The sequence below is a fragment of the Kribbella koreensis genome, from assembly GCF_039525325.1.
GTDB lineage: Bacteria > Actinomycetota > Actinomycetes > Propionibacteriales > Kribbellaceae > Kribbella > Kribbella koreensis.
Window position 1 is genome coordinate 214,185 of sequence record NZ_BAAAHK010000011.1, and the last position, 19,347, is coordinate 233,531.

Here is a 19,347-nt window from a genome sequence, read left to right on the forward strand (position 1 = left end):
CGCTGCGCGACCCTCCCCTGCGGTCTTGGTCTGGGGTCAGGCGGCGGTCGCGTAGCCGTAGCCGAAGGAGGCCGCGACGGCGTGGATCAGGTCACGGGCGCAGGGCGGGGTGACGGCGTTTCCGGCCATCTTCACGAGGTCACGATTGCTCGGCAGGTTCCCTTTCGCGTTCACGACGTCCCACCTGTAGGTGGGGGCGAACGCCATCCCGCCCGCGACCTCGCCTGGCGTGAACATGCGTGCCGAGCATTCGGGCACCATCGCCTCAGCCTGCTTGAGGTCGGCGGGTGTCACTCTCGGGCGGCCACCGCGCGGCGCGGCCTGGATCAGCGACTGGTGCCCGGCGGTGGTGAGGGTGCGCATGTATTCGGTCACGGGTGTGGTCATCTCCGCGCCGCCGGTGTTGTTGCGGTGCACGAGCGCGTACCGGTCGACGGTGGTCAGGGTCCCGATCGGCAGTGTGGCGGGTTTGGCGTACTCGGCGTTCCCGTAGTACGGCGAGACCAGCGCGTAGGCGTCACGGGTGGTCAGGGTCCGCAGCGGTTCACTGGTCGGGCGCGCGTCGTCGTTCCACGATCCACCGGCCGGGGTGACCAGGGCGTGATGGTTGCCGCTGGCACAGAACGTCGCGGCGGGCTCCATGACTGTGCGGGCATCCGACCCGCCACCGCGCAGCTCGGCCACGAACGGTGTCACCATCGCGGTCTCGGCGCGGGTCGTCTGGGTCCGCAGCGGCTCCCACAGTGGCGGTGCCGTCTTCCCGTCGCGGCCCTCCACCGGCACCGCGAGCCCCTTCGACTCGGTGGTGTGGAGGGTGCGCAGAACGTCGTCGGTCGACCAGGCGCGGTAGTAGGCATCCGGGTCACCGAAGCGGGGGTGGTTCGGGTCGGCGGCGTCGTACTGGTTCCCGGTGGCTTCGAAGTGGAACGGCCCCCAGTAGCGGGCGATCCCGGCCGCGATCCGGGCGCGGGTCTTGGGCTTCAACCGGTCACCGATCAGCTTGCCCGGCAGCGTCCAGTCGATCGCGGCAGCAGCGGGCAGATAGCCCGGCTCGACGACCGTGCCGCACGCGGCGTGCACGTAGACGTAGGTCTGGCGGTACCGGCCGACGGTCTTGCCCGGCTTGAACGCCTGCCGCGACTCGACCATCTTCACGCACCGGGTGCAGTACGCCTGGGGCCGCAGCACAGCATCGAGGTCCGGGGCGGGCGAACCTGCCAGCCAGCAGACGATGTAGATCCGGTCCCTCGACTGTGGCGCCGGCGCACCGAACGCCTGGGCGTGCATCGAGTTCAACGACACGACCCGGAACCGGTAACCCAGCTTCATCAGGTCTTGGCGCCACACCTGCCAGGCCAGCCGGTACTTGGGCTGGGTGGCAATGTCGACCACGTTCTCGATGATCATCGCCCGGTAGCGGTGGTGCTCGGCGAACTTCAGCACGTCGAACATCAGCAGCCGCGACCGCTGCGCGGCCTCGTCCGACAGTGGGTCCTCGAACAAGCCCTCCTCGATCGCCGGGAGCGCTTTGCCGTTGGCCTGCGACCATTTCGTGCATTCCGGCGAGGCCCACAGCAGGTCGGTGCGCGGGAAGTACCGGGGGTCTTCCTTGTGCAGGTCGGCCGTGGAGTGGTCGGTGTCGGGGTGGTTCAGGTTGTGCACGGCAACGGCCAGATCCCAATGGTTCGCGGCGATCCGCACCGACACTCCCGGTACCTGCACCGCACCGGAACTCGATCCGCCCGCACCGCAGAACAGGTCAGTCAAGGTCAAAGTCATGTCCAGCTCCTCCTCGTGAAGGTTGGTGCGGGGAGCGCTATGGGTGGGTGGTCCTTCACCACGGCGCTCCCCGAGTCGGCGGATTAGTTGGCGGTCTCGGTGTGCTCGTAGAGAGCGAAGTCGGCCTCGTCGGGGTCGTTGCCGGTGAACTCACGGCCGCAGCAGCAGAGGCTGCCGAACATGCCGTTCTCGTAGGGCTGTTCTTCCGGGGTCACATCGCGGTGCTGGGTCGTGGTGGCCATCGTGTTCACCAGCCCGACCGGGTGAAGAGCTTGGTGCGGGTCTTGCGGGCCGGGCGCGGCTTCTCGTACAGGTGGCGGCAGCAGAGGGGTCCTCCGCACAGGAGGTGCTTGCTTGGGTTGCACCATGGCTGGCATGGGGTGGGGGTTCCGGCGGGCTTGTTCTTGGTCATGGTGTGCTCCCTGGCGCCTGGTCGCTGGTGGGTGTTGTGTTGGCGGCAGCCCCGTTCTTGGGGGCCTGCCGGCTACTGCCGCCTAACAGGCCGTCCAAGAGGCTCCGCGCGAATTGGTGCCGGCCGTTGTCACGTGGTGGACAAGTGCGAGGGAGCGCAGCGACCGGTGAGCGAAGCGAGCGCCGCCGTCCTCCAGGTGAGAACTGCCGGGACCAATTCGGGTGGAGGGGGACGGTCTGTTAGCCGCCCGCCATACCCGCGCCAGGCTGTTCTTGCTCCGGCCCCCTAGGGCCGGGTCGCTCTCCCGCCCGCCAGGGGCGGGAGAGCCTGGGCAGCGCTTCGCGCTACAGGCCGGCGGCCGGGTCGTCGGCCTGCGCCGCGGCCGTGTCCTTGTGGTGCTCGTTGTCGGTCTGTGCCGCGGTGTCGTCGCGGTGCCAGCGCGCCAGCTCCTCATCGCGCTCGTTCGCAGATGCCTGCTGCGCGGCGTCGAGCTGCTGCCGCGCCTGATCGACGACACACTGGGCACGTGCCGCCGCGACCGCACATGCCGTCGTCTCGGTCACCGCAACCGGCTCATCGGCCGTCTTCTCATCCGCCGGCTTCTCCGCGGCCGGTGCAGCCTCGGCTGCCTCGATCGGTTCCGAGACTCCGGCGCCGTCCGTGACGGCGTTGTTGTTCTCGCTGTTGTCGTGGCTGTGCTCGGCGGCCTGATCTCCGACTTGGCTGGCTTGTTCCTGGCCCTGGTGTGAGCCGGGAGCTGCCCAGTCCCCGTACGGCGGGCGCTCCCGTTCGGCGGTTGGACCGCTGCCGGCCTTCCACGCGGCCTCTTTGTCCGCGTCGGTCAGCGGGTCACCGAGCCAGCCTTTTCCCCGCAGCTCCACGGGCACCGGGTCGTCGGTGTCATCGGCGGCGTCGAGGTTCTCGGTGTTGTCGAGGTCGCCGTAGTGCTGAGCGGCTTCATGTTCCATCCAGTCCTCGAAGTGTTCTTCGCGGGACTTCTCCACGAACTCATCGCCGTCACCGGACGACGACTCGTCGGCAACGACATCATCGGTGACCTGGTGGTCGGTATCGGCCGGTGTGTCGGTGAGATCGTCGCGGGCCGCAGGGGCTGCGTCCTCGAAGATCACGCGGGCACGGCCGGTTTCTGGATCGGTGCTCAGCCGTACGGTGCTGCCGTCGGTTGCTCCGTCACGGGTCATCCGGGCCACGGCTGCGTCGATGTCTTCGCGGCGGTAGGGTTCGCGGCCGGCCTGTCGGGCCTGTCGTAGCAGCTCGCCGTGCAGCGACTCGAGGTCGAGCCACGCCGACGGGAAGTCGGTCTCGACCTCGGCCATCCCGTAGGCGTGCTGCACGGCCCGCTCGATGCCGCGTTCACGCTGCAACCGTGCCCCGGCCTCGTAGTCGCTCTCTTCCGTGGCGTTGCTGGCCTGCTGACCGTCGGCGCGTTCATCGTGCTGCTCGTCGGGCAGGTCGGGCGGAAGTTGGAGGCCGTAGCGGTCGAGGAGGTTCTCCATGTCCGCCTGCGCGGCGGCGCGGGACTGCTCGATGGACGCCTGTCGATCGGTGGCGTCGATCGCGTGGCTCATGGCCCACCACTCTTCGTTTTGCGCGTGGTCGGTGATCTGGTCGGCGACGGTTCGCAGCCGACCGGCCGTGTCGAGATCACCGGCCGCGACCATGGCGTCGGCCTGCCGCGCGAGTCGCTGAATGAACTCGCTGTGGCCTAGATCGGGCGGCGTTCCGTGCTCCAGCCACTCCTCAGCACTGGCCCACGCGTCATCGCCGCCGGCAGCGGTGCAGGTGTCGGTGTAGAGGCTGCCGAGGCCGGCTGTGCGGGCGAGCTGGTCGGGGTCGGACCGAAAGACCTGCGCCGCCTTGGTGTGGTGGCGCAGGTGCGCCCGTCCCTTGGCCCTCCACTCTTCAAGGGCTGACGGTAGATCGGCCGCGGTGATCTTCTGCTGTGCGAGGTCGTCGGCGACGTAACCAAGCTCTTCCCCCATCTCGCGCCAGACCGACTCGTAGTAGGAAGCCGTCAGCGAGTCGGTTGCGGTCTCGGCGAGCGTCCGCAGATGGTCAAGCTGGTCGGTGAAAGGCGCCAGCTCGTCGCCTCGCTCGGGCGTGGTCGCCTGTTCTGTGGGCCGGATGAGCTGGGTCAGTCGCTGCGTCCAGCGGGGTCGGTCGGTCATCGTTTTGCTCCTGTTCTGAGTGTGATTAGTCGTCGTACCGGTCCATGACCGGGCCGGCGTGGTGTGCTGTGTGGTCGTGGCTGGCAGTTGCGGTGGCCTCACTGGCGCGGGCCTGGTCGTCGTCGTGCCAGCGGGCGAGTTCCTCTTCGCGGGCGGCCTCGTCGGCCTCGTGGTGCTGTTCGGTCGTGCTGCGGTGCTGAATCTCGATCAGCGCCCGCTGCGCCCGTCGTGCCGCCTCGGCGGTTTCCTCCGCGCTCGGCACCCGCGGGGTATCGGACTCAGCGACCTTGTCTTCTGTCGATGCGATCTCGCGAACGTCGGCCGGTACCTGGCTTTCCCGTGCCGCCTGCTGCTCGGCCGGGTCGGCCGACCGCTGGACGGCTCGGTGGTCGGTACCTTCGTCCGTGTCAATGCCGTCGGCAACGATCTCGGCGTCGACGAACTCGGCCTCGTTGACCTGTTCGGCCGGGCCGGTGGCGAGTTGGTCGTCCACCAGTTCGGCCTCAACGAACTCGTCGCCGGGCTGGGCGGTCGCCAGATCGCGTTCGCGGGCTTCAGCGACCTCGGTCAGGTCGTGCTCGTCGAGGAACCGCAGATCGTCGGTGTCGTCTCGGTCCTCGGTTTCGAGCTGGTCAAGCAGCTCGTCGCTGGTGGGGCCGGTGTCGGTGTTGTCGATGCCGCGTTGCTGCAGCTCGTCGGCGGCGCGCATCGCGGCGGCCTGGGTCTCGGCGGTGTGGGCCAGCCACACCGCCCGCGCGTCGTCGGCTTTCTGCAGCTCGGTGGCGCGCAGGTCGAGCGCCTCGGCCAGCGCTTTGGCCTGTTCGGCCTCGGTACGTAGGTGCGCGCGGGTGTCCTCGTCGGGGCTCGCATCGGCCTCGGCGTTGCGCAGGGTCGCGGTGCGGCGCTCCTGCTCGGCGGCCTGGCGGGTTCCGGCCAGTTCCTCTCCGACATAGGGCGGCGCCCAGGCCTTCTCGCGTTCGTAGGCGCGGACCCGGACGCGGAGCTGGCCGGGCGACATCTCGGCTTCGGCGCGGTCGGCCTCGGGCCGGCCGAGCGCGCGCCAGGCGGTCCGCCACGACGCATACGCCTCGACCTGCCCTGGCTTGGGCGGTGGGCCGAGCGCGTCGTCGGCGGCGTCGTGTCCGATCACCTCGCGGTGTGCGGCGACCTGGGCGGCGCGCTTGATCCAGTCGGCGCGCAGCGGGTCGTCTTCGGCGGGAAGCGGGCCGAGGGCTTCGGCCCACTGAGGCTGCTCAGTCGCGACCTCAGCGCCGAGTTCTTCCGCGCGGGCATCGGCTTCGCGGGCCAGGTCGGCGAGATAGGAGGCCCATTGCGGGTCGTCGATCTGCGGGAGCCGCTCCGCGTAGGTCTCGCCCACGGCGTCCAGCACAGTCGCTTGCTTGATCCGGTCCTGGATTACGAAGCTGACGTTGCGGGCGTCGTCGAGACTCCGCTGCTGGATGGCCTCGGAGAGGACCTGGCGCGGGTCCTTGCCTGCGAGTTCCACCTGGCGCAGCAGGCTCGCCAGTGTCCCGGCACCGTCGTCGGTGGCCAGCGCGTAGCGCTGGTCTTGTGTGAGGACTCCTGCGTCGGTGAGTTCGTCGAGCCACCCGGCCGTGCGGCCTGCGGTCGCGAGGGCGATCCCGTCGGCCAGCAGCTCGGCCGGTGTCCGCAGGCGCTGTGCTTCGGCGGCGGACTCGGCCGCTGTTTGCAGTGCCGACAGTTGCGGGTTGTCCAGCTCGAACGTTGCCCGCAGCACCGACAACGCCGACCGCTGCGCGGCATCGTTGGTCTCGCCGAACTCGGCCTCGGATGCCAGTGCTTTGGTCACCACATGCGCGGTGTTGCTAGCCCGGCCGCGGGTCATCGCAACATACAGCGCGTGCAGGGAAGTGCTCTGGGTCGCGACCAGATGGCTGGTATCGACCGTCATGCCTTGGGAGGAGTGGACGGTGGCGGCGTAGCCGAGAGCGACGTGCTCGCGGACATAGCTGCCGGGCAGATACATCTCTCGGCCCGGCGCGCGCGTCCGGGTCCCCTGGATCAGCGGCACGACCCGCAGCCCGCCGTCATCCAGGACCGCGTCCACCACGAACTCATCGCGGTTGAACGCTGCTCGGATGTTCCCGAGATACCCCTTCAAATGCCACGCGTTGAGCCGGGTCTGGATCAGGTCGCCACGCCCCACCCGATTGCCCGACGACGCCAGCGCCACGGTGCGGTCGTCGTCGACCTGGCCGTGGGCGACCAGGCGGGCGCGTAGCTGCGCGGACAGCTCGGCGGCTTGCTGGTTCGTGTCGACGATCAGCAGCGTGTGCCGCCCGTCGAGGTGGTCGGCCAGCCACGCGTCGGCCGCCGATCGTTGCGCGGACTCGATGTGGCCGCCGTCGAGGATGCGGCCCTGCTTGTGATAGTCCGCCAGGACCGCTGTGTCACCGTTGCGCAGCCGCAGCGACGCCGGCCCCTCCCAGGGCTGGGCAAAGCGGCGCGTCTCGACCAGCTCGTGGGTTGGCGCGTTCTGCGTGACCAGCTCCATGCCGCCACCGGCACCGACTGCGGCAAGCTGCCGGTGATCGCCGACCAGCAACAACTTCGCATCGGCATCGGCGCAACGCGCCTGGATCTCGGCCAGGTCGGTGGTGTTGGCCATCGCCGACTCGTCGACCACCACCAGGTCACCGGCGCGCAGCCGCCACGCCTCCTGCTCGGGGCGCGCGGACTCGTCGGCAAGATGCTGCTGGGTCTGCAACCAGCGGGTGATGTTCATCGCGGTGACGCCGTCGGCGGCCAGTACCTCGGTCGCGACCTGGGACGCGGCAAGTCCCACCATCCGGTGCCGCTGCCCCTGCCACAGGGCCGGGTCCTCCCACGCTCTCGCCAATGCGCCTACGACACGGGACTTGCCGGTGCCTGCGGGACCGACCAGCGTCTCGACGCTCGCGCCGGAGGAGAGAATGTTGCGCACGGCCTCGGCCTGGTCCTCGCCGAGCTTCAGCCCGTCCTCGGCCATTTTCTGCACGAACACCATCGCGTCGCTCCACGCCATCGCTGCTGCTCCGCGCGCGTAGCCCGCGGTCGCAAGCTGTCGCTCAGCCCGCACATGGTCAGGTGTCACGTACCGGGCCGCGCCCGGCGCCGAGTACGCCGAGGACCCGTCGGAGCGGACCAGCTCGGTGGGCAGCGCGCCGGCCTGGCCCCGGTTCTTGGTGTCGACCTCCTGCGCCATGGCCAGACCGCGTTCGGTCAGCTTGTCCAGCAGCCGAGCGACCTTCGCGGGCTTCATGGTGCCGAGGTTGTCGGGCAGCGCGTCGCTGATCGCTCGGGTCAGATCGGCCGCGCGCCAGGTGGCGTGCTTGGACTGCACGTCGGCCAGCGCCAACTCGAGGACCTTGGTCTTGTTGACCCGACCTGGCAGCCATTGCCGCCGCCGGGTGGCGAGCACGTCGGCGGCGACCTTGCCGAGTCCCCCGCGGACCTCGGCACGCAACTGCGCGTCCCAGCGTTGCAACCGGGCTTCGTAGGTTTCGCCGTCGTGCGACTTCGCCCGCCGGGTCGCCAGTGTCGCGGTCTCCTGCAACCGGGCGAGTTCGAGGTTGTTGGGTTCGCGTCCGAACTTCTTCTCGAACGCGGCCACCAGCGGCGCGGTCTTCTTTGTGATCGCCCGTCGGCGTGAGCTGAACAGATCCATCACGGCCTGGTCGACGCCTGCGATCTCGCGCGACTTGCCGTCCGGGCGCATCACGAACTGGACCCCGAGCGCGTTCACGAGGTGCTGTTCCATCACCCGCTCACCGACGGCCGCGGCGGCCGGGCGGACCCGGTGCAGTGCCTTGGAATCGAGGGTGCGCCACTTCCCATCGGGTCCCTGAACGCGGTTGAGGATCGCGTTGTGGATGTGCAGCTGCGGGTCGTGGTCGCGCGAGTCGTGCTGGAAGAACGACGCGATCGTCCAGTCGCGGGTTTCGGCCCATCGGCCGGCCGCGCCGCCGTGGTGCCCGACGCGGGTGTATCCGGCGTTGTCCTGTAGATACGACAGGGCGGCGCTGTTCCCGGCCCAGATCGCATCTTCGACGATCTGCCTCCGCTGACCCCACTGCACCGCCTCGGACTCAGCTACCCGCACCGCGGTGCGGTAGCGGTGCACCGCAGGCCGGTCACCGGCCCGCTGCGCCTGTGCGAGTGCACCGCGGGCCGCCTCAGCCGCACCGAGCGCCTGCACTTCCTCGGCCTCGAACGCCGTGTGCAGCACCGTGATCGATTTCTGCGGGCTGAACGTCGCGTCGTGGAAGGACACGTTGTTGCGTACGGACCGGCCCGCCTCAGCCCGCAGCTCGTTGCGGCGCTCCGCTGATGCACCGGGCTCCTTGGCCAGTGCAGCCGCGTACACCTCGGCCTCGGTCTTGTACGCCCGGCCCGTGTGGCCGAGTGTGTCGGCGTCGTCCCACAGGGCGGGGTCACGGAAGCGCTCGTCGCGCGGGTCGAGGTAGCGCTCATACAGCGCGGTCATGTCCTGGTTGTCGACCTCGCCGGACAGGCCGAGGGCCGCAGCGCCTCGCCCGGACCAACGGCCCGGCGGTTCGCCGGCCGCGACCGCGCCGGTGTAGTAGTTCTCCCGGCCGGTCGCAACCGACCCGGTCAGATAGCTGGCGCTGTGGCCGCTGTGGATGCCCATCACAGCCATGCCGCACCGCCTGCCGTGATCGGACCGACGGGGCCAGAATCCGTCCTCGGGCGCAGGCCGACCAGACGACGCGAAGCGGAGTCGATGCTCCACTTGATCGTGATGCCTGGGTGTGCATGATCGATCTTTGGGGTTGGGTTTGTGCTGCTGGCTGTTGCGAGGACTGTTGTCGAGCTGCTCGGTGCTGAGATGACGGCTTCGTACTGACTGATGGTCGATTGCTCCTTGGTGGGTTGGGTCATCGGTTGCTGCTCGTTTCGAGATCGATTTCGGTGGGGTCGTCGAGTCCGGTGTCGGTGCCGGTTTCCCCGGCAGCCGTGACGAGCAGGAGCTGCCCGCGCGTCTGCGGCCGCACCTCCCCCGCCCCATCAGGCGCCGCTGCGGGGGTCGGGTCGACCCACCCCGCCAGCTCGGCCAGCCGCCGCGCTCGTCCAGAGCCGACCCCGAGCGCGCGGCGGATCTGCTGCTGGCTCAGAGCCGCGCCGGCGTGCTCGGCGTCGGCGATCTGGCGCAGCTCGACCAGGAGCTCCTCGTCGGTCGGTGCAGCCGGGCTGTGCGCCTCGCAGTGACCCGAGCAGCCCGAGACGGTTTCTTTACCGGGCTGGGTCTGGGCCTGCACCGGGCTGGCTGCACCGGGCTGGTGAAGCGACCGGGCCAGGCTGGGTGCACCGGGCTGCGTCGGTTGCTGGGCCGGGCTGGTCTGGAGCGCACCGAGTAGGTAGGCGATCAACCACACCGGTGCACCGGGCCGCTCGGTGCGGGTGTCGTCGGCCGCCGGGTTCTGCTGCGCGGCGGGGCCGGTGAGGCCAAGGGCGGCGGAGTCGACCAAGGCGAGCAGCTCGCCAGGGGTCAGCCGCCCGGCGGTCGGAAGGAGCGCGGCAAGCTCGCTGGCCGAGAGTAGGCCGTCCCGGATCGTTTGCAGGCACGCGGTCCGGGCCGCGCGGGCGGCGTCCAGTGGCCACAGCTTGTAGCTCGGGCATAGCGTCGCCAGCCGTGAGGCCATCCGCACGACCTGCTGCACGAGCGCCCGCGCGGCCGCCGGGTCGTCCGCGCCGGTCCGCGACAGGTGCAGCCACACGCGGGTCGTGATCACCGGGGACGTGAACCAGGTCAGCGCCGACAACCTGGGCTTCGCGGGCTGCGCGAGCTTCATGTGCAGACGCAGCAGGTGCGCGAGCATCTCGACCAGCACGGCGTAGGCCAGTGGCGCGAGCGCGTGTGCGAGAGCGTCGGCGATCCCGGTCGCGGTGTCGATGTTCAGCCACACCGTGCCACCGATGAACACATACGTCGTGACGAGTGCGCCGGGAATCCGCCAGCCGCGCGTCAACGCTGCCAGCCGTAGCGCGGTGCAGGCGATGATCATGCCGTCGGCAACCAACGGCACCAGCGGGCTGTCGAACTTCACTGAGACCGCGCTGAACGACCGCGTACCACCGATCCCGGCCACGCCGAGCGCAGCCACGATCGCGACCACGATCAGCACGCTGCGGGTCGTCAGCCGCCCGGCCGCGACGGCGGCAGTGATGCCCCGGAAGGTGCGGCGGGTGAGCCAGATCGCCAAGACGATCACAGCGACGGCGACCAGCAACGCGGCCGCGCCGGCCACGATCATCGGCCAGGTGATCGTGCTCGGGTCGGTCAGATCGGGCAGGGAGAATCGCGTCGGGTTCATCGCTGGCCTCCAGCGGTGTCGGGGACGGCGGCCAGGGCGCCACGGCGTCCGGCCTTGATCTGTGCTGCGGTCGGCTCGGGGCCGGTCTGGTGGCGGTCGGTGGCCCACCAGGTCACGAACGGGTCGGCTTCGGCCGCGAGCGGCACGGTGACGGCGGACTGTCCGGCGTCGTCGCGGTGCTTGAGCACGTCGCAGCTCGGCGCGTATTCGCTGATGCGGCGGGTCACTCCGGGGCGTTGCCGGTCGTGCCAGTCGCCGACGAGCTTGTTCGACGCCTCCGGACCTTCGTAGGCGGCGGTCCATGCGTCCATCAGCCAGACCAGTTCCTCGACGATCTCGGGGTGCCACAGCCAGCACGGCGGCAGTTCCTCGCGGGCGGTGGCGTAGCGCAGATAGACCAACCCCATCCACGGCAACAGCTCGCTCAGCACCGCCTCCACCGCTGCCGCGTCGCCCTCGGGCAGGCGCAGCCATGACCGCACCGGCTCGGCCTCGCCGTCGCCGGAGGCCTTGGTCTTGGCGGGTTTGGCGGTCAGCCGAGCAAGCAGATCCTCGAACGACGTCACCGTGTTGCCGAGCGACTCGACCGTGCGGGCCAGGGCCTTCAGGTCAGCCTTGGCCGCGGTGGACTTCGCGGCCTGGTTGAGCGTGTAGACGTCACGGCCGAGCGAGTCGACCGTACGGGCGAGCCCGGCGACCGCTGCCAGGGCGGCGGTGCCGGGGTCTTGCTCGTCGTCGTGGCGCATCAGTCGTCTCCTTCCTCGTAGAGGGCTTCGAGCCAGTCGGCGAACTCGTCCGCGTCAATGGCGACCAGCCCGGTCTGGCGGCCGTGCTCGTCGTAGGCAGGCACCGCGCGCAGTCCCGCGTCGTCCAGCTGCTGGCAGCCGTAGTAGGCGCGCAGCTCGTCACCGGGTGACCCGGCCGGGGTCGTCATGCGACACCTCTCTCGTCGTAGGTCCAGTCCTCATCAGCGCCGGCGTGGGCCTGCTCGGCGTCTCGCTGTGCGGCGTCGTCGGCGTGCCAGCGCGCCAGCTCTTCGGCCCGCTCGTCGTGCTGTTGGGCGACGTCGATGCGGCCGGCTGCGCGGGCCAGCGCCTCGGCCGCCCGGCTGGCCGCCATCGACGCGTCCTCGGCCTCTGCGCCGGCGGCGGTGTCCCAGGCCTGGACGGTGCGCCACCCGTCGGTACCGCCCGCGGTGGGGGCGATGCCGGCCTCGTGGCAGTCGCCGCACAGCTGGTCGGTCGTGCGCACGAAGTGGTCGACCGGGCCACACCCGGCACAGACCTTCCTGGCCGCCAGCGCCTTCTCGACCGCCGCGAGCTGCTTGTCGCTCGGCGTCCGCTTCGCCTTCGCCAACGCGTCGACGTACAGCCACGCGAACCGCTGATCGCGCTTCCACGTCAACCGCGCGAACGGCTCCTGCCCGCCGCGGCACAGCCCCCGTTCCCGCAGTTGTCGACGCGTCGACAGCCCCGCCGGGGCCTGACCGAACTTGAACTCCGGCAGGCCGTTGCGCACCCGGCCAGGCCACCGCCGCCCATCCGGCAGCACCACCCATTCCGTGCCCCGGCTGCTCACCTGGTCATCGCGGCCGGTCATGACGTGGCCTCGATCCAGCCGCCGTCGGCGATCGAGCGGCTCTGAGTCGGGAACGGCACGACGATCAGCAGTTGTCCGGCCAGGACACCGTCTGTCTCCACCTCGGCGAGGTCGTAGCCTGCGGCAACGAGCGTCGAAGTGGCAGTGCGGTCGTCGAGGCGAACCAGCAGGACCGGTTCGCCGTCGCGGTCGAGCCGCACGTCGACGACCATGCCCCCGACCCCGATCGGGCCGTCGCTGCCGGACGGGGCGTACGCAACGTTGACGCGCTGGTGCAGTTCGAGGCCGGCGCACTCGGCCATGAACACCAGTGCGTAGTCGCGGATGCGCTGCTGGGCGTCGAGGCCGAAGCCGAGCTGCTCGAAGCGCTCCGCGGCCTGCTCGGCCACCGGCAGCGTGAACAAGCCATGCAGATTCTGCACCGCCTGCTCTGCGACCCGGCGGGCAGCGGCCCGTACGGCAGCCAGGTCACGGCGCAGCGTTGCCAGCTGGGCGCGCTGAATCACGATCGTGTTCTCGCGGACTCCGCACGCCGTGCAGTTGGGCGTGGCATGCCGGCCGGTGCGTCGGCGGCTCATCGCTGCACCTGCCGATCCGCTGGCTCCTCGGACGCGACGGAGCGGGCGGTGTCGCGGTCGGCGAGTGCGGCGCGGGCGGTGCGCATCGCGCCGGCCAGCCGTAGCCGTGCCACTAGCTCGCGGGCCGGATCGTGCGAGTCGAGCCAGCCAAGCGCAGTAGCGAACCCGCCACGAACCCACGCGTCGAGCTGCTCGGCGGCAGCGAAACCGCCGTCGCGGAACGCGGCCACAGCGGTGACGAGTCGGCCACCGGCCTTGAGTTCCAGCGCTTCGCCGTGCCGGGTCACCCATTGCACGATCGGCCTGTTGTGGAACCGCTCGCGGCGAAGGTCTTTTCGGGTCCACGCCATCTTGACCCGACCGATCGCGGGCGGCATCCCCCGCCGGATGATCAGGGCCTGACCCGTGCGCAGCTGCGCGACCTGGCCCGGCGTGAGCACCGGCACGTGCCGGTCGCTGATCGACTTGGCGCCGCTGGGGTCGCGCGTCGCGGCGACTTCGAGGCGCTGCCCGCACAGCGTCGACCAGAACTGGAGATCGTCCTCGGCGGCACACCCGGCCATCACGACCTTCGTGGTCACGTTGGTCATCAGCGCATCGGCGGCGGCCTTGCCGAACCGCTCGATCAGCTGCGCCCTGGACTGCACCGAGATGTGCATCGTGATCCCGCGCGACCCGAAGTCACCCGACCACTTGTCCAGCGGGATCAGGCAGATCAGGGCCGCCTCGTCGAGCACCATCGTGAGCTGCGGGTCCAGCCGGCCACCCGGCATCCGGACCGCGATCGCCTTCGCCTGCCGCGCGATGTGCGCGGTCAGCGCGGTCACCAGCGGCGCGGTCTTGCGATCGTCAGAGCCCAGCAGGTAGACCGTTCCCCGCTCGTCCAGCAGCCGCTGGACATCGAACGCGACCCCGCCCGGTGCCGCCGAAGCAGCCGCCGCGGGCACCGACAGCCACGACAACGCGGGCATGATCGTCGTCGAGATCGACGAACGCGTCCGGTCGTTGTTGGTGAAAAACTGAGTGGCCTGCTGCTCAAGCCCGGCCGCCTTCGCGACCCGCAGCTCCCACAACACGTCGTCCTTGCCCGAGTCCGGGTGAGCAACCCACCGCTGCACGTCGTGCATCGAGTAGCCACCCAACGCCGCAGCGTGCAGCAGCGCCGTCAGGGCCTGGCGGGCCAGATCGACCCAGTGCTCGGCGTCCTCGGACTTCGAGCCAGTACCGTCCAGCAGATCCGACGCGCGATCCATCGCGGTGGCCGCCGACTCACAGCCGGACAGCGGGTCGAACGTGATCGTCGAACCCTCATCGGTCAAACCGTCCGGGTCGAACACGTACACCGGGCCACGCTTCGACCGCTGCCCGCGCGTCACGGTCAAGATGTCGGTCTTGGTCGACGTCGCGATCACCGCGCCCGGAGCATCCAGCAGATGGTTCATCACCAGGCCGGTCTTGCCAACTCGAGGACCCGCGAACGTCGCCGTGTGGTCCTCCGCGCTGGAGCGAACCTTGACCCAACCGACGGTCGCGATCGTCGCGCCCAGCTCGGTCAACGGCACGAAGCGCCTGCGCCATGCCGGGACCTCGGCCAGGGACGGGCGGACCTGCTTGGCGTTCTTCCGCAGCATCCGCGCCGACGACGTGCGGTACACGTCGCGACCCGACGCGAGACCATCCGTGACCCGACCCGCGCGCCCCAGCTTGCGCAGCAGACCCCGCGAACTCGACTGCGACCGCAGCCCCCACGTCACCGTCACCGCCAGCACCACGACGGCCATAAACAGCGGCTGCCACCACCGTGCCGACACCGCGACGGAGTCCGGCAGCGCCCGCAGCACCAGGCTGGCGAACACCAGCCACGCGGCCGTCGCGACCCCGGAGCCGAGCCGTCCGTTGACCGCGACCAGGCCCAACGTGACCAACAGCAGAACGCCGCCAGCGATCAACCATCCCGCGGTACCGCCCGGCGCCTTGAGCCGCAGCGCAACCGCGCCGGCCAGCAGCACCCACAGGGGCGTGGCAATCAGAGCGCCGTGCATCAGCCGCCAAAACAGCAACCCGGCGGTCACCAGACCCACGGCACCGGTAGCCGCAGCCCAGTAGCCCACCTCGGTCAGCAACGGAGACCGGTCAAACCACACCGCCGCCACTCCCCCGACCAGCAGCACCATCATCACGCCCGCGAACCGCGGCGCCATCGCACCCTCGGTCGTCGTCGGCCGCCGGTTCATCGCGCACCACCGACCAGCACACCGACCACCGCAAGCGTCACACCCAGCACAGCCGCCAGGAACGACACCCGCAGCCACTGATGCTTGGTCCACGCGATGTCCGCCAACCGCTTCGCGTGATGACAGATCGCCACCAGCGGCTCAACAACGGTGTCGTCGTCGGCCGCAGGCGACAGATGGTTGGCCACGAGTTGCTCGACCGACCGGCGGCGCACCGCGCCGAAGTACAAGAACTCCCCCGGCAGCAACGCATCCGCAGGCCGATACACCCGCGGAATCACCACCAGCAACGCCGAACCCAACGCCACCGCCAAACCAACCAGCGCTACGCCGAACATTGCGCGCGTCACGGCCGGCGCCGCATCCGACTGCGAGACCAGCGTCAACACCACCGCAGCCAGCGCGGTCTCCACCGTCGCCGCGAAACCCGCCTTCGTGTCCGCCCGATCGATCGCCGCAGCCGCTGAGTCATGCAGCCGCCACGCCAACGCGATCGCCGTCTGCTCGCTCATCACGCCTCCCCCGTGACAGGAGCCGCGTAGTCCTCGCCGGTGGGAATAGGGCGGGCCGTGAAACGCAGCTCGACTCGGGGGCCACCAACACGGCGGGCAGCCGAGTAGCCACCACCCGGCTGAAAGGCAGCCGATACCCCGAGCGCGAGCGCGGCGGCCTCCACCTCGCGCATCTCCTCCGAAAACGACTCACCGATCGGAAGACCAACCGCCGACACGAACGGCAGCGACAACTCCGGGTGATCCGCCACGAAAGCGGCCAGCTCGAACAACCCACGGATCAGTTCCGCGCGCTCGGCCTGAACCTCCAACATCCCAAACCGCGGCACCCACTCCGTGCCGCCCTGCCCCTCGTCAGTCATGCTGTAGACCTCTCGAACTCGTACCTGAGTGATGGGAGAACCGGCCCTGTTCTGGTTGGCGCCTGTGCGGGGCCGGTCTTTGATCTGCGGTGCAGCTGCGTGGCGACTCATCCGAGTGCCAGCAGCTCTCGCCAGTCCTTCGCGTCGATGAGCACCCCCCGCTTCAACGCCTCAGCCGCGAGTCCTTCGAGCGCGCCAGCGGGCACGAAGATGCGGCGGCCGACCCGCATGGCCGGAAACTCGCCCTCCCTGATGGCGCGGTAGAGGCTGAGCGAAGAAATCTCAAGCTCGCGAGCCGCGTTCGCGACGGTGAGCCATCGCGGGTTCTCAGTTGACTCCGTCATGCCTACCTTCTTTCGTGAGTTAACTAGACTTGTCTAGTCTAGACTAGCTAAGTAGTTCGCATCAAGAGTTCGGCTAGTCATGGCTAGGTCACCTAGGCCGGACTAGAGTTCACTCATGAAGTTGGATGAGACCGCCTCAGTGCCGGCCTACGAGAAGGTCGCCAATGCGATCCGAGCCGCCATCGCGGACGGCGAGTTGGCGCCCGGCGAGCAGTTGCCGTCCGGTCCAAAGCTTGCTGAGCAATTTGGCGTCGCACTAATGACCGTGCGGCGAGCGATCGAGACGCTCCGCGCTGAAGGGCGCCTCCGCTCATCCCACGGAGTTGGCGTATTCGTTGCGGCTGGCGACGCCAAGGAGAGTGAACTGGACACCCTCCGAGCCGCGGTCGAACAGCTAACGAAGCGTGTCGACCACCTGGAACAAGAGACAGGCGTTGCCAGGCCGAACGCGCAACCAGAGTGACTTCTTGAACTCCGGATTCCTCTTGTCTCCATGAGAACTAGTGAATACTGGTGATCGCGGAGCGGCCATGAACCCAACCGCACTCAACCGCACTTCGATGTATTGGCAGATTTCTGGGGAGGCCAATGGTGACGACGGGCGCCAGCTGGACGGGCGGGCAGGCGACCGCCCTCCGCATCGCTCTGCGGTTGACGGTGGACGAGTTCGCGACACGCCTCGATGGGTTGTCTCCGCGGGGCCTTGCGAAGTGGGAGCACCAACCGGACGTTGAAGCGAGCATGGACACTCAGCGCGATCTCGACTACTTGCTGCGCACGGCAACGCCTGACGAGCAGGCCCGATTTGCGAGTTTGTGGGGAGACCAGCAGTGACGCTGGTCGCCAGCTGGACTGGCGCGCAGGCAAGCGCCCTCCGCGTCGCTCTCCGGCTGACGATGGACGAGCTCGCCGCTCGGATTGGCGGGATGTCCCCGCGGGGCGTCGCGAAGTGGGAGCACCAGCCGGACGTAGTGCCGAGCATGGTCAGCCAGCGCGACCTCGACTACATCCTGAGCGCCGCTTCGCCTGACGAACAGGCGCGATTCGCAATACTGATTCAGGAGCTCGCGCAGCCAGTGCCCCAGAACGGGTTGACCGACCGTCAGGTGGTTCGAGCGACGGACCTCGTCGTTACGCTGACGCCGACCGGCAGCTCGTTCGCCAAACCCACCAGTGACACCCTCTCGTGGTTTGAACAGAACCTTCGCAACCAGTACACGGCTGACAACCTGCTCGGTCCACGTGCGCTCATGCCTCTGATGACCGAGTACGTCGGCACAATCGAGTCGATGCAGCAGAACGCTAACGGTGCCGTTCTCGCCCGACTGCTTCGCATCGGCGCCGGCTATGCCGAGTTCACGGGATGGCTTCACCAGGACGCCGGCGACATACGAGGAGCAACCGCCTGGGCCACTCGCGCACTCGAGTGGGCGCAGGGTGGCATGGACGATCGGATGACATCCTTCGTGATGATGCGGCGAGCGGCTGCGGCTCTGACCGCTCGACACGGGGCCTATGCTGTTCGGTTTGCTCAATCGGCGCAACGATTCGATTCGCCAGAGACCGGCCGTATCCGGATCATCGCGGCCGTGACAGAGGCGCACGGTCACGCGATCGCAGGTGACGGCGGGGAATCCGACCGCGCTCTGGACACTGCGGCCGGGCTACTGGAGAAGTACAACGGCGAGATCCTGGACGGTGATCCGACTGCAGACCGCTACTGCGAACTCGGCTTGTACACAAAGATCGCACGTGCGAAATGTGTTCTCGAGCTTGGCCGAGGCAACGAGGCTGTAGACGCCTTCACGGACGTCATCGGGAGCCTGCCTGCGGACTACCACCGCGACCGCGGGCAGTACCTCGGTTCGCTAGCACAGGCGCACATCCTTGCGGAGCAACCAGAATCGGCAGCTGCGGCTGCCGAGGAAGCCTACGGAATTGCGATCGCGACCGGCTCGACTCGTACCCTCAAAGATCTCCGTCGGACGATGCCCTCCGGGCTGGCTCCGTGGTCCCACATTCCCGGGGTCGGACGATTTTGTGCGATGCTCGCAGCGGTCGAACCAGAGATTGGCGGAAGCTAAGTGTTCTCACTCTCCACGGACGCAGCACCAGGCCGGCCGAACGAGGACTTCGTCGTTGTCACGCCTGACCTGGCCATAGTTGTCGACGGCGCCGGCGTGCCGATGGGCGGCTGCCACCATGGCGTCGCCTGGTATGCGCAGCAGCTCGGTGCGCGCACTCTCGCAGCCCTGGCTGGCCGGCCGGACCTTCCATTGATGGAGGGCCTGCACGAGGCCTTGGTGGCGGTCGCCACGTCGCATGCCGACACCTGCGATCTGACCGACCCCGGAACGCCGTGTGCCGCAGTCGGCATTCTTCGGATCGGTCCAGAGACCGTGGACACGCTCGCGCTGTCGGATGTGACGGTAGTGGTCGAGAACGGGGATGGTCCGCAGGTCACCTGCGATCTCCGGATTGAAGAGATCTCCGGGACTGAGCCGGATGCCGTTGCTGGACTGCTGTTCAACACACCTGAGCACAAAGCAGCCCTGACCGCGCTGGTGAGCAACCAGACTCGCACTCGCAATCGGGCTGATGGCTGGTGGGTTGCCGCCGCCGAGCCAGAAGCCGCCCGTCACGCAGTTGTAAACACGTATGCCCGCGGCGACATCCGCAGACTAGCGATCTTCTCAGACGGCGCTACCCGCCCCGCCGATCAAATGGGCCTCTACACGTGGTCGGAGTACTTGGACCTGCTCGATAATGTCGGCGCGGCCGGCCTCATCGCCCACGTGCGCGAGATCGAAATTGCCGACCCAGACGGCGCTCGTTATCCCCGGACGAAGCGCCACGACGACGCGACCCTCGCGACCTGGCGCGCCAGCCTTTCAACTCGTTCAGAGTCACAGTTGTCATCGCCAGAGTTGATGTGGCAAGCAACTTAGCCTGGGCGTGGTTGCGCTCATCACCGCATGGCTT

The 19,347-nt window shown here is 68.9% G+C and carries 16 protein-coding genes; 3 read left to right on the forward strand and 13 right to left on the reverse strand.

Annotated features, from left to right (window positions below; translation table 11 throughout):
• Positions 1 to 36: 36 nt before the first annotated feature.
• From ABD116_RS23000 to ABD116_RS23060, 13 genes are all read right to left on the reverse strand, one after another.
• Positions 37 to 1,779: a DNA cytosine methyltransferase gene (locus ABD116_RS23000; RefSeq protein ID WP_343973776.1), complete on the reverse strand. Its 1,743-nt coding sequence runs from the start codon at positions 1,777 to 1,779 to the stop codon at positions 37 to 39.
• A gap of 83 nt (positions 1,780 to 1,862) precedes the next feature.
• On the reverse strand, positions 1,863 to 2,120 hold the full coding sequence (locus ABD116_RS23005) for a hypothetical protein (protein WP_343973779.1): 258 nt from the start codon (positions 2,118 to 2,120) through the stop codon (positions 1,863 to 1,865).
• Positions 2,121 to 2,535: 415 nt separating this feature from the next.
• Positions 2,536 to 4,380 carry a hypothetical protein gene (locus tag ABD116_RS23010; protein ID WP_343973781.1) on the reverse strand — a complete coding sequence of 615 codons (1,845 nt, stop codon included), beginning with the start codon at positions 4,378 to 4,380 and terminating at the stop codon, positions 2,536 to 2,538.
• 25 nt (positions 4,381 to 4,405) lie between these two features.
• The gene (gene mobF, locus ABD116_RS23015) at positions 4,406 to 9,061 is read right to left on the reverse strand and encodes a MobF family relaxase (protein WP_343973784.1); all 4,656 of its coding nucleotides are present in this window, start codon (positions 9,059 to 9,061) and stop codon (positions 4,406 to 4,408) included.
• 238 nt (positions 9,062 to 9,299) lie between these two features.
• Positions 9,300 to 10,736 (reverse strand): DUF2637 domain-containing protein, encoded by a 1,437-nt coding sequence (locus ABD116_RS23020; RefSeq protein ID WP_343973787.1) that lies wholly within the window; start codon positions 10,734 to 10,736, stop codon positions 9,300 to 9,302.
• A complete protein-coding gene (locus tag ABD116_RS23025) occupies positions 10,733 to 11,482 on the reverse strand; it encodes a hypothetical protein (RefSeq protein WP_343973790.1) in 750 nt (249 codons plus the stop codon). The genes ABD116_RS23020 and ABD116_RS23025 overlap by 4 nt, the downstream gene beginning before the upstream one ends.
• Positions 11,482 to 11,670, reverse strand: coding sequence for a hypothetical protein (locus tag ABD116_RS23030; RefSeq protein ID WP_343973793.1), 189 nt, complete (start codon positions 11,668 to 11,670; stop codon positions 11,482 to 11,484). The genes ABD116_RS23025 and ABD116_RS23030 overlap by 1 nt, the downstream gene beginning before the upstream one ends.
• Positions 11,667 to 12,335, reverse strand: coding sequence for an RRQRL motif-containing zinc-binding protein (locus tag ABD116_RS23035; protein WP_343973796.1), 669 nt, complete (start codon positions 12,333 to 12,335; stop codon positions 11,667 to 11,669). Before ABD116_RS23035 ends, ABD116_RS23030 begins: the two co-directional genes overlap by 4 nt.
• Complete coding sequence (locus ABD116_RS23040; RefSeq protein ID WP_343973799.1) at positions 12,332 to 12,913, reverse strand: hypothetical protein; 582 nt, start codon at positions 12,911 to 12,913, stop codon at positions 12,332 to 12,334. Before ABD116_RS23040 ends, ABD116_RS23035 begins: the two co-directional genes overlap by 4 nt.
• Entirely contained in the window at positions 12,910 to 15,147 is a 2,238-nt protein-coding gene (locus ABD116_RS23045; protein WP_343973802.1) for a type IV secretory system conjugative DNA transfer family protein, read from the reverse strand. The genes ABD116_RS23040 and ABD116_RS23045 overlap by 4 nt, the downstream gene beginning before the upstream one ends.
• On the reverse strand, positions 15,144 to 15,659 hold the full coding sequence (locus ABD116_RS23050; RefSeq protein ID WP_343973805.1) for a Pycsar system effector family protein: 516 nt from the start codon (positions 15,657 to 15,659) through the stop codon (positions 15,144 to 15,146). The genes ABD116_RS23045 and ABD116_RS23050 overlap by 4 nt, the downstream gene beginning before the upstream one ends.
• Positions 15,659 to 16,021 carry a hypothetical protein gene (locus ABD116_RS23055; protein ID WP_343973808.1) on the reverse strand — a complete coding sequence of 121 codons (363 nt, stop codon included), beginning with the start codon at positions 16,019 to 16,021 and terminating at the stop codon, positions 15,659 to 15,661. The genes ABD116_RS23050 and ABD116_RS23055 overlap by 1 nt, the downstream gene beginning before the upstream one ends.
• A 107-nt stretch (positions 16,022 to 16,128) precedes the next feature.
• Complete coding sequence (locus ABD116_RS23060) at positions 16,129 to 16,365, reverse strand: helix-turn-helix domain-containing protein (protein ID WP_343973811.1); 237 nt, start codon at positions 16,363 to 16,365, stop codon at positions 16,129 to 16,131.
• Positions 16,366 to 16,480: 115 nt separating this feature from the next.
• Here ABD116_RS23060 and ABD116_RS23065 point away from each other — a divergent pair, with 115 nt between their 5' ends.
• From ABD116_RS23065 to ABD116_RS23075, 3 genes are all read left to right on the forward strand, one after another.
• Positions 16,481 to 16,828: a GntR family transcriptional regulator gene (locus ABD116_RS23065; RefSeq protein WP_343973814.1), complete on the forward strand. Its 348-nt coding sequence runs from the start codon at positions 16,481 to 16,483 to the stop codon at positions 16,826 to 16,828.
• Positions 16,829 to 17,195: 367 nt separating this feature from the next.
• A complete protein-coding gene (locus ABD116_RS23070; protein WP_343973817.1) occupies positions 17,196 to 18,449 on the forward strand; it encodes an NsdA family TPR-like regulatory protein in 1,254 nt (417 codons plus the stop codon).
• Positions 18,450 to 19,313, forward strand: coding sequence for a hypothetical protein (locus ABD116_RS23075; protein WP_343973820.1), 864 nt, complete (start codon positions 18,450 to 18,452; stop codon positions 19,311 to 19,313).
• Positions 19,314 to 19,347 lie beyond the last annotated feature (34 nt).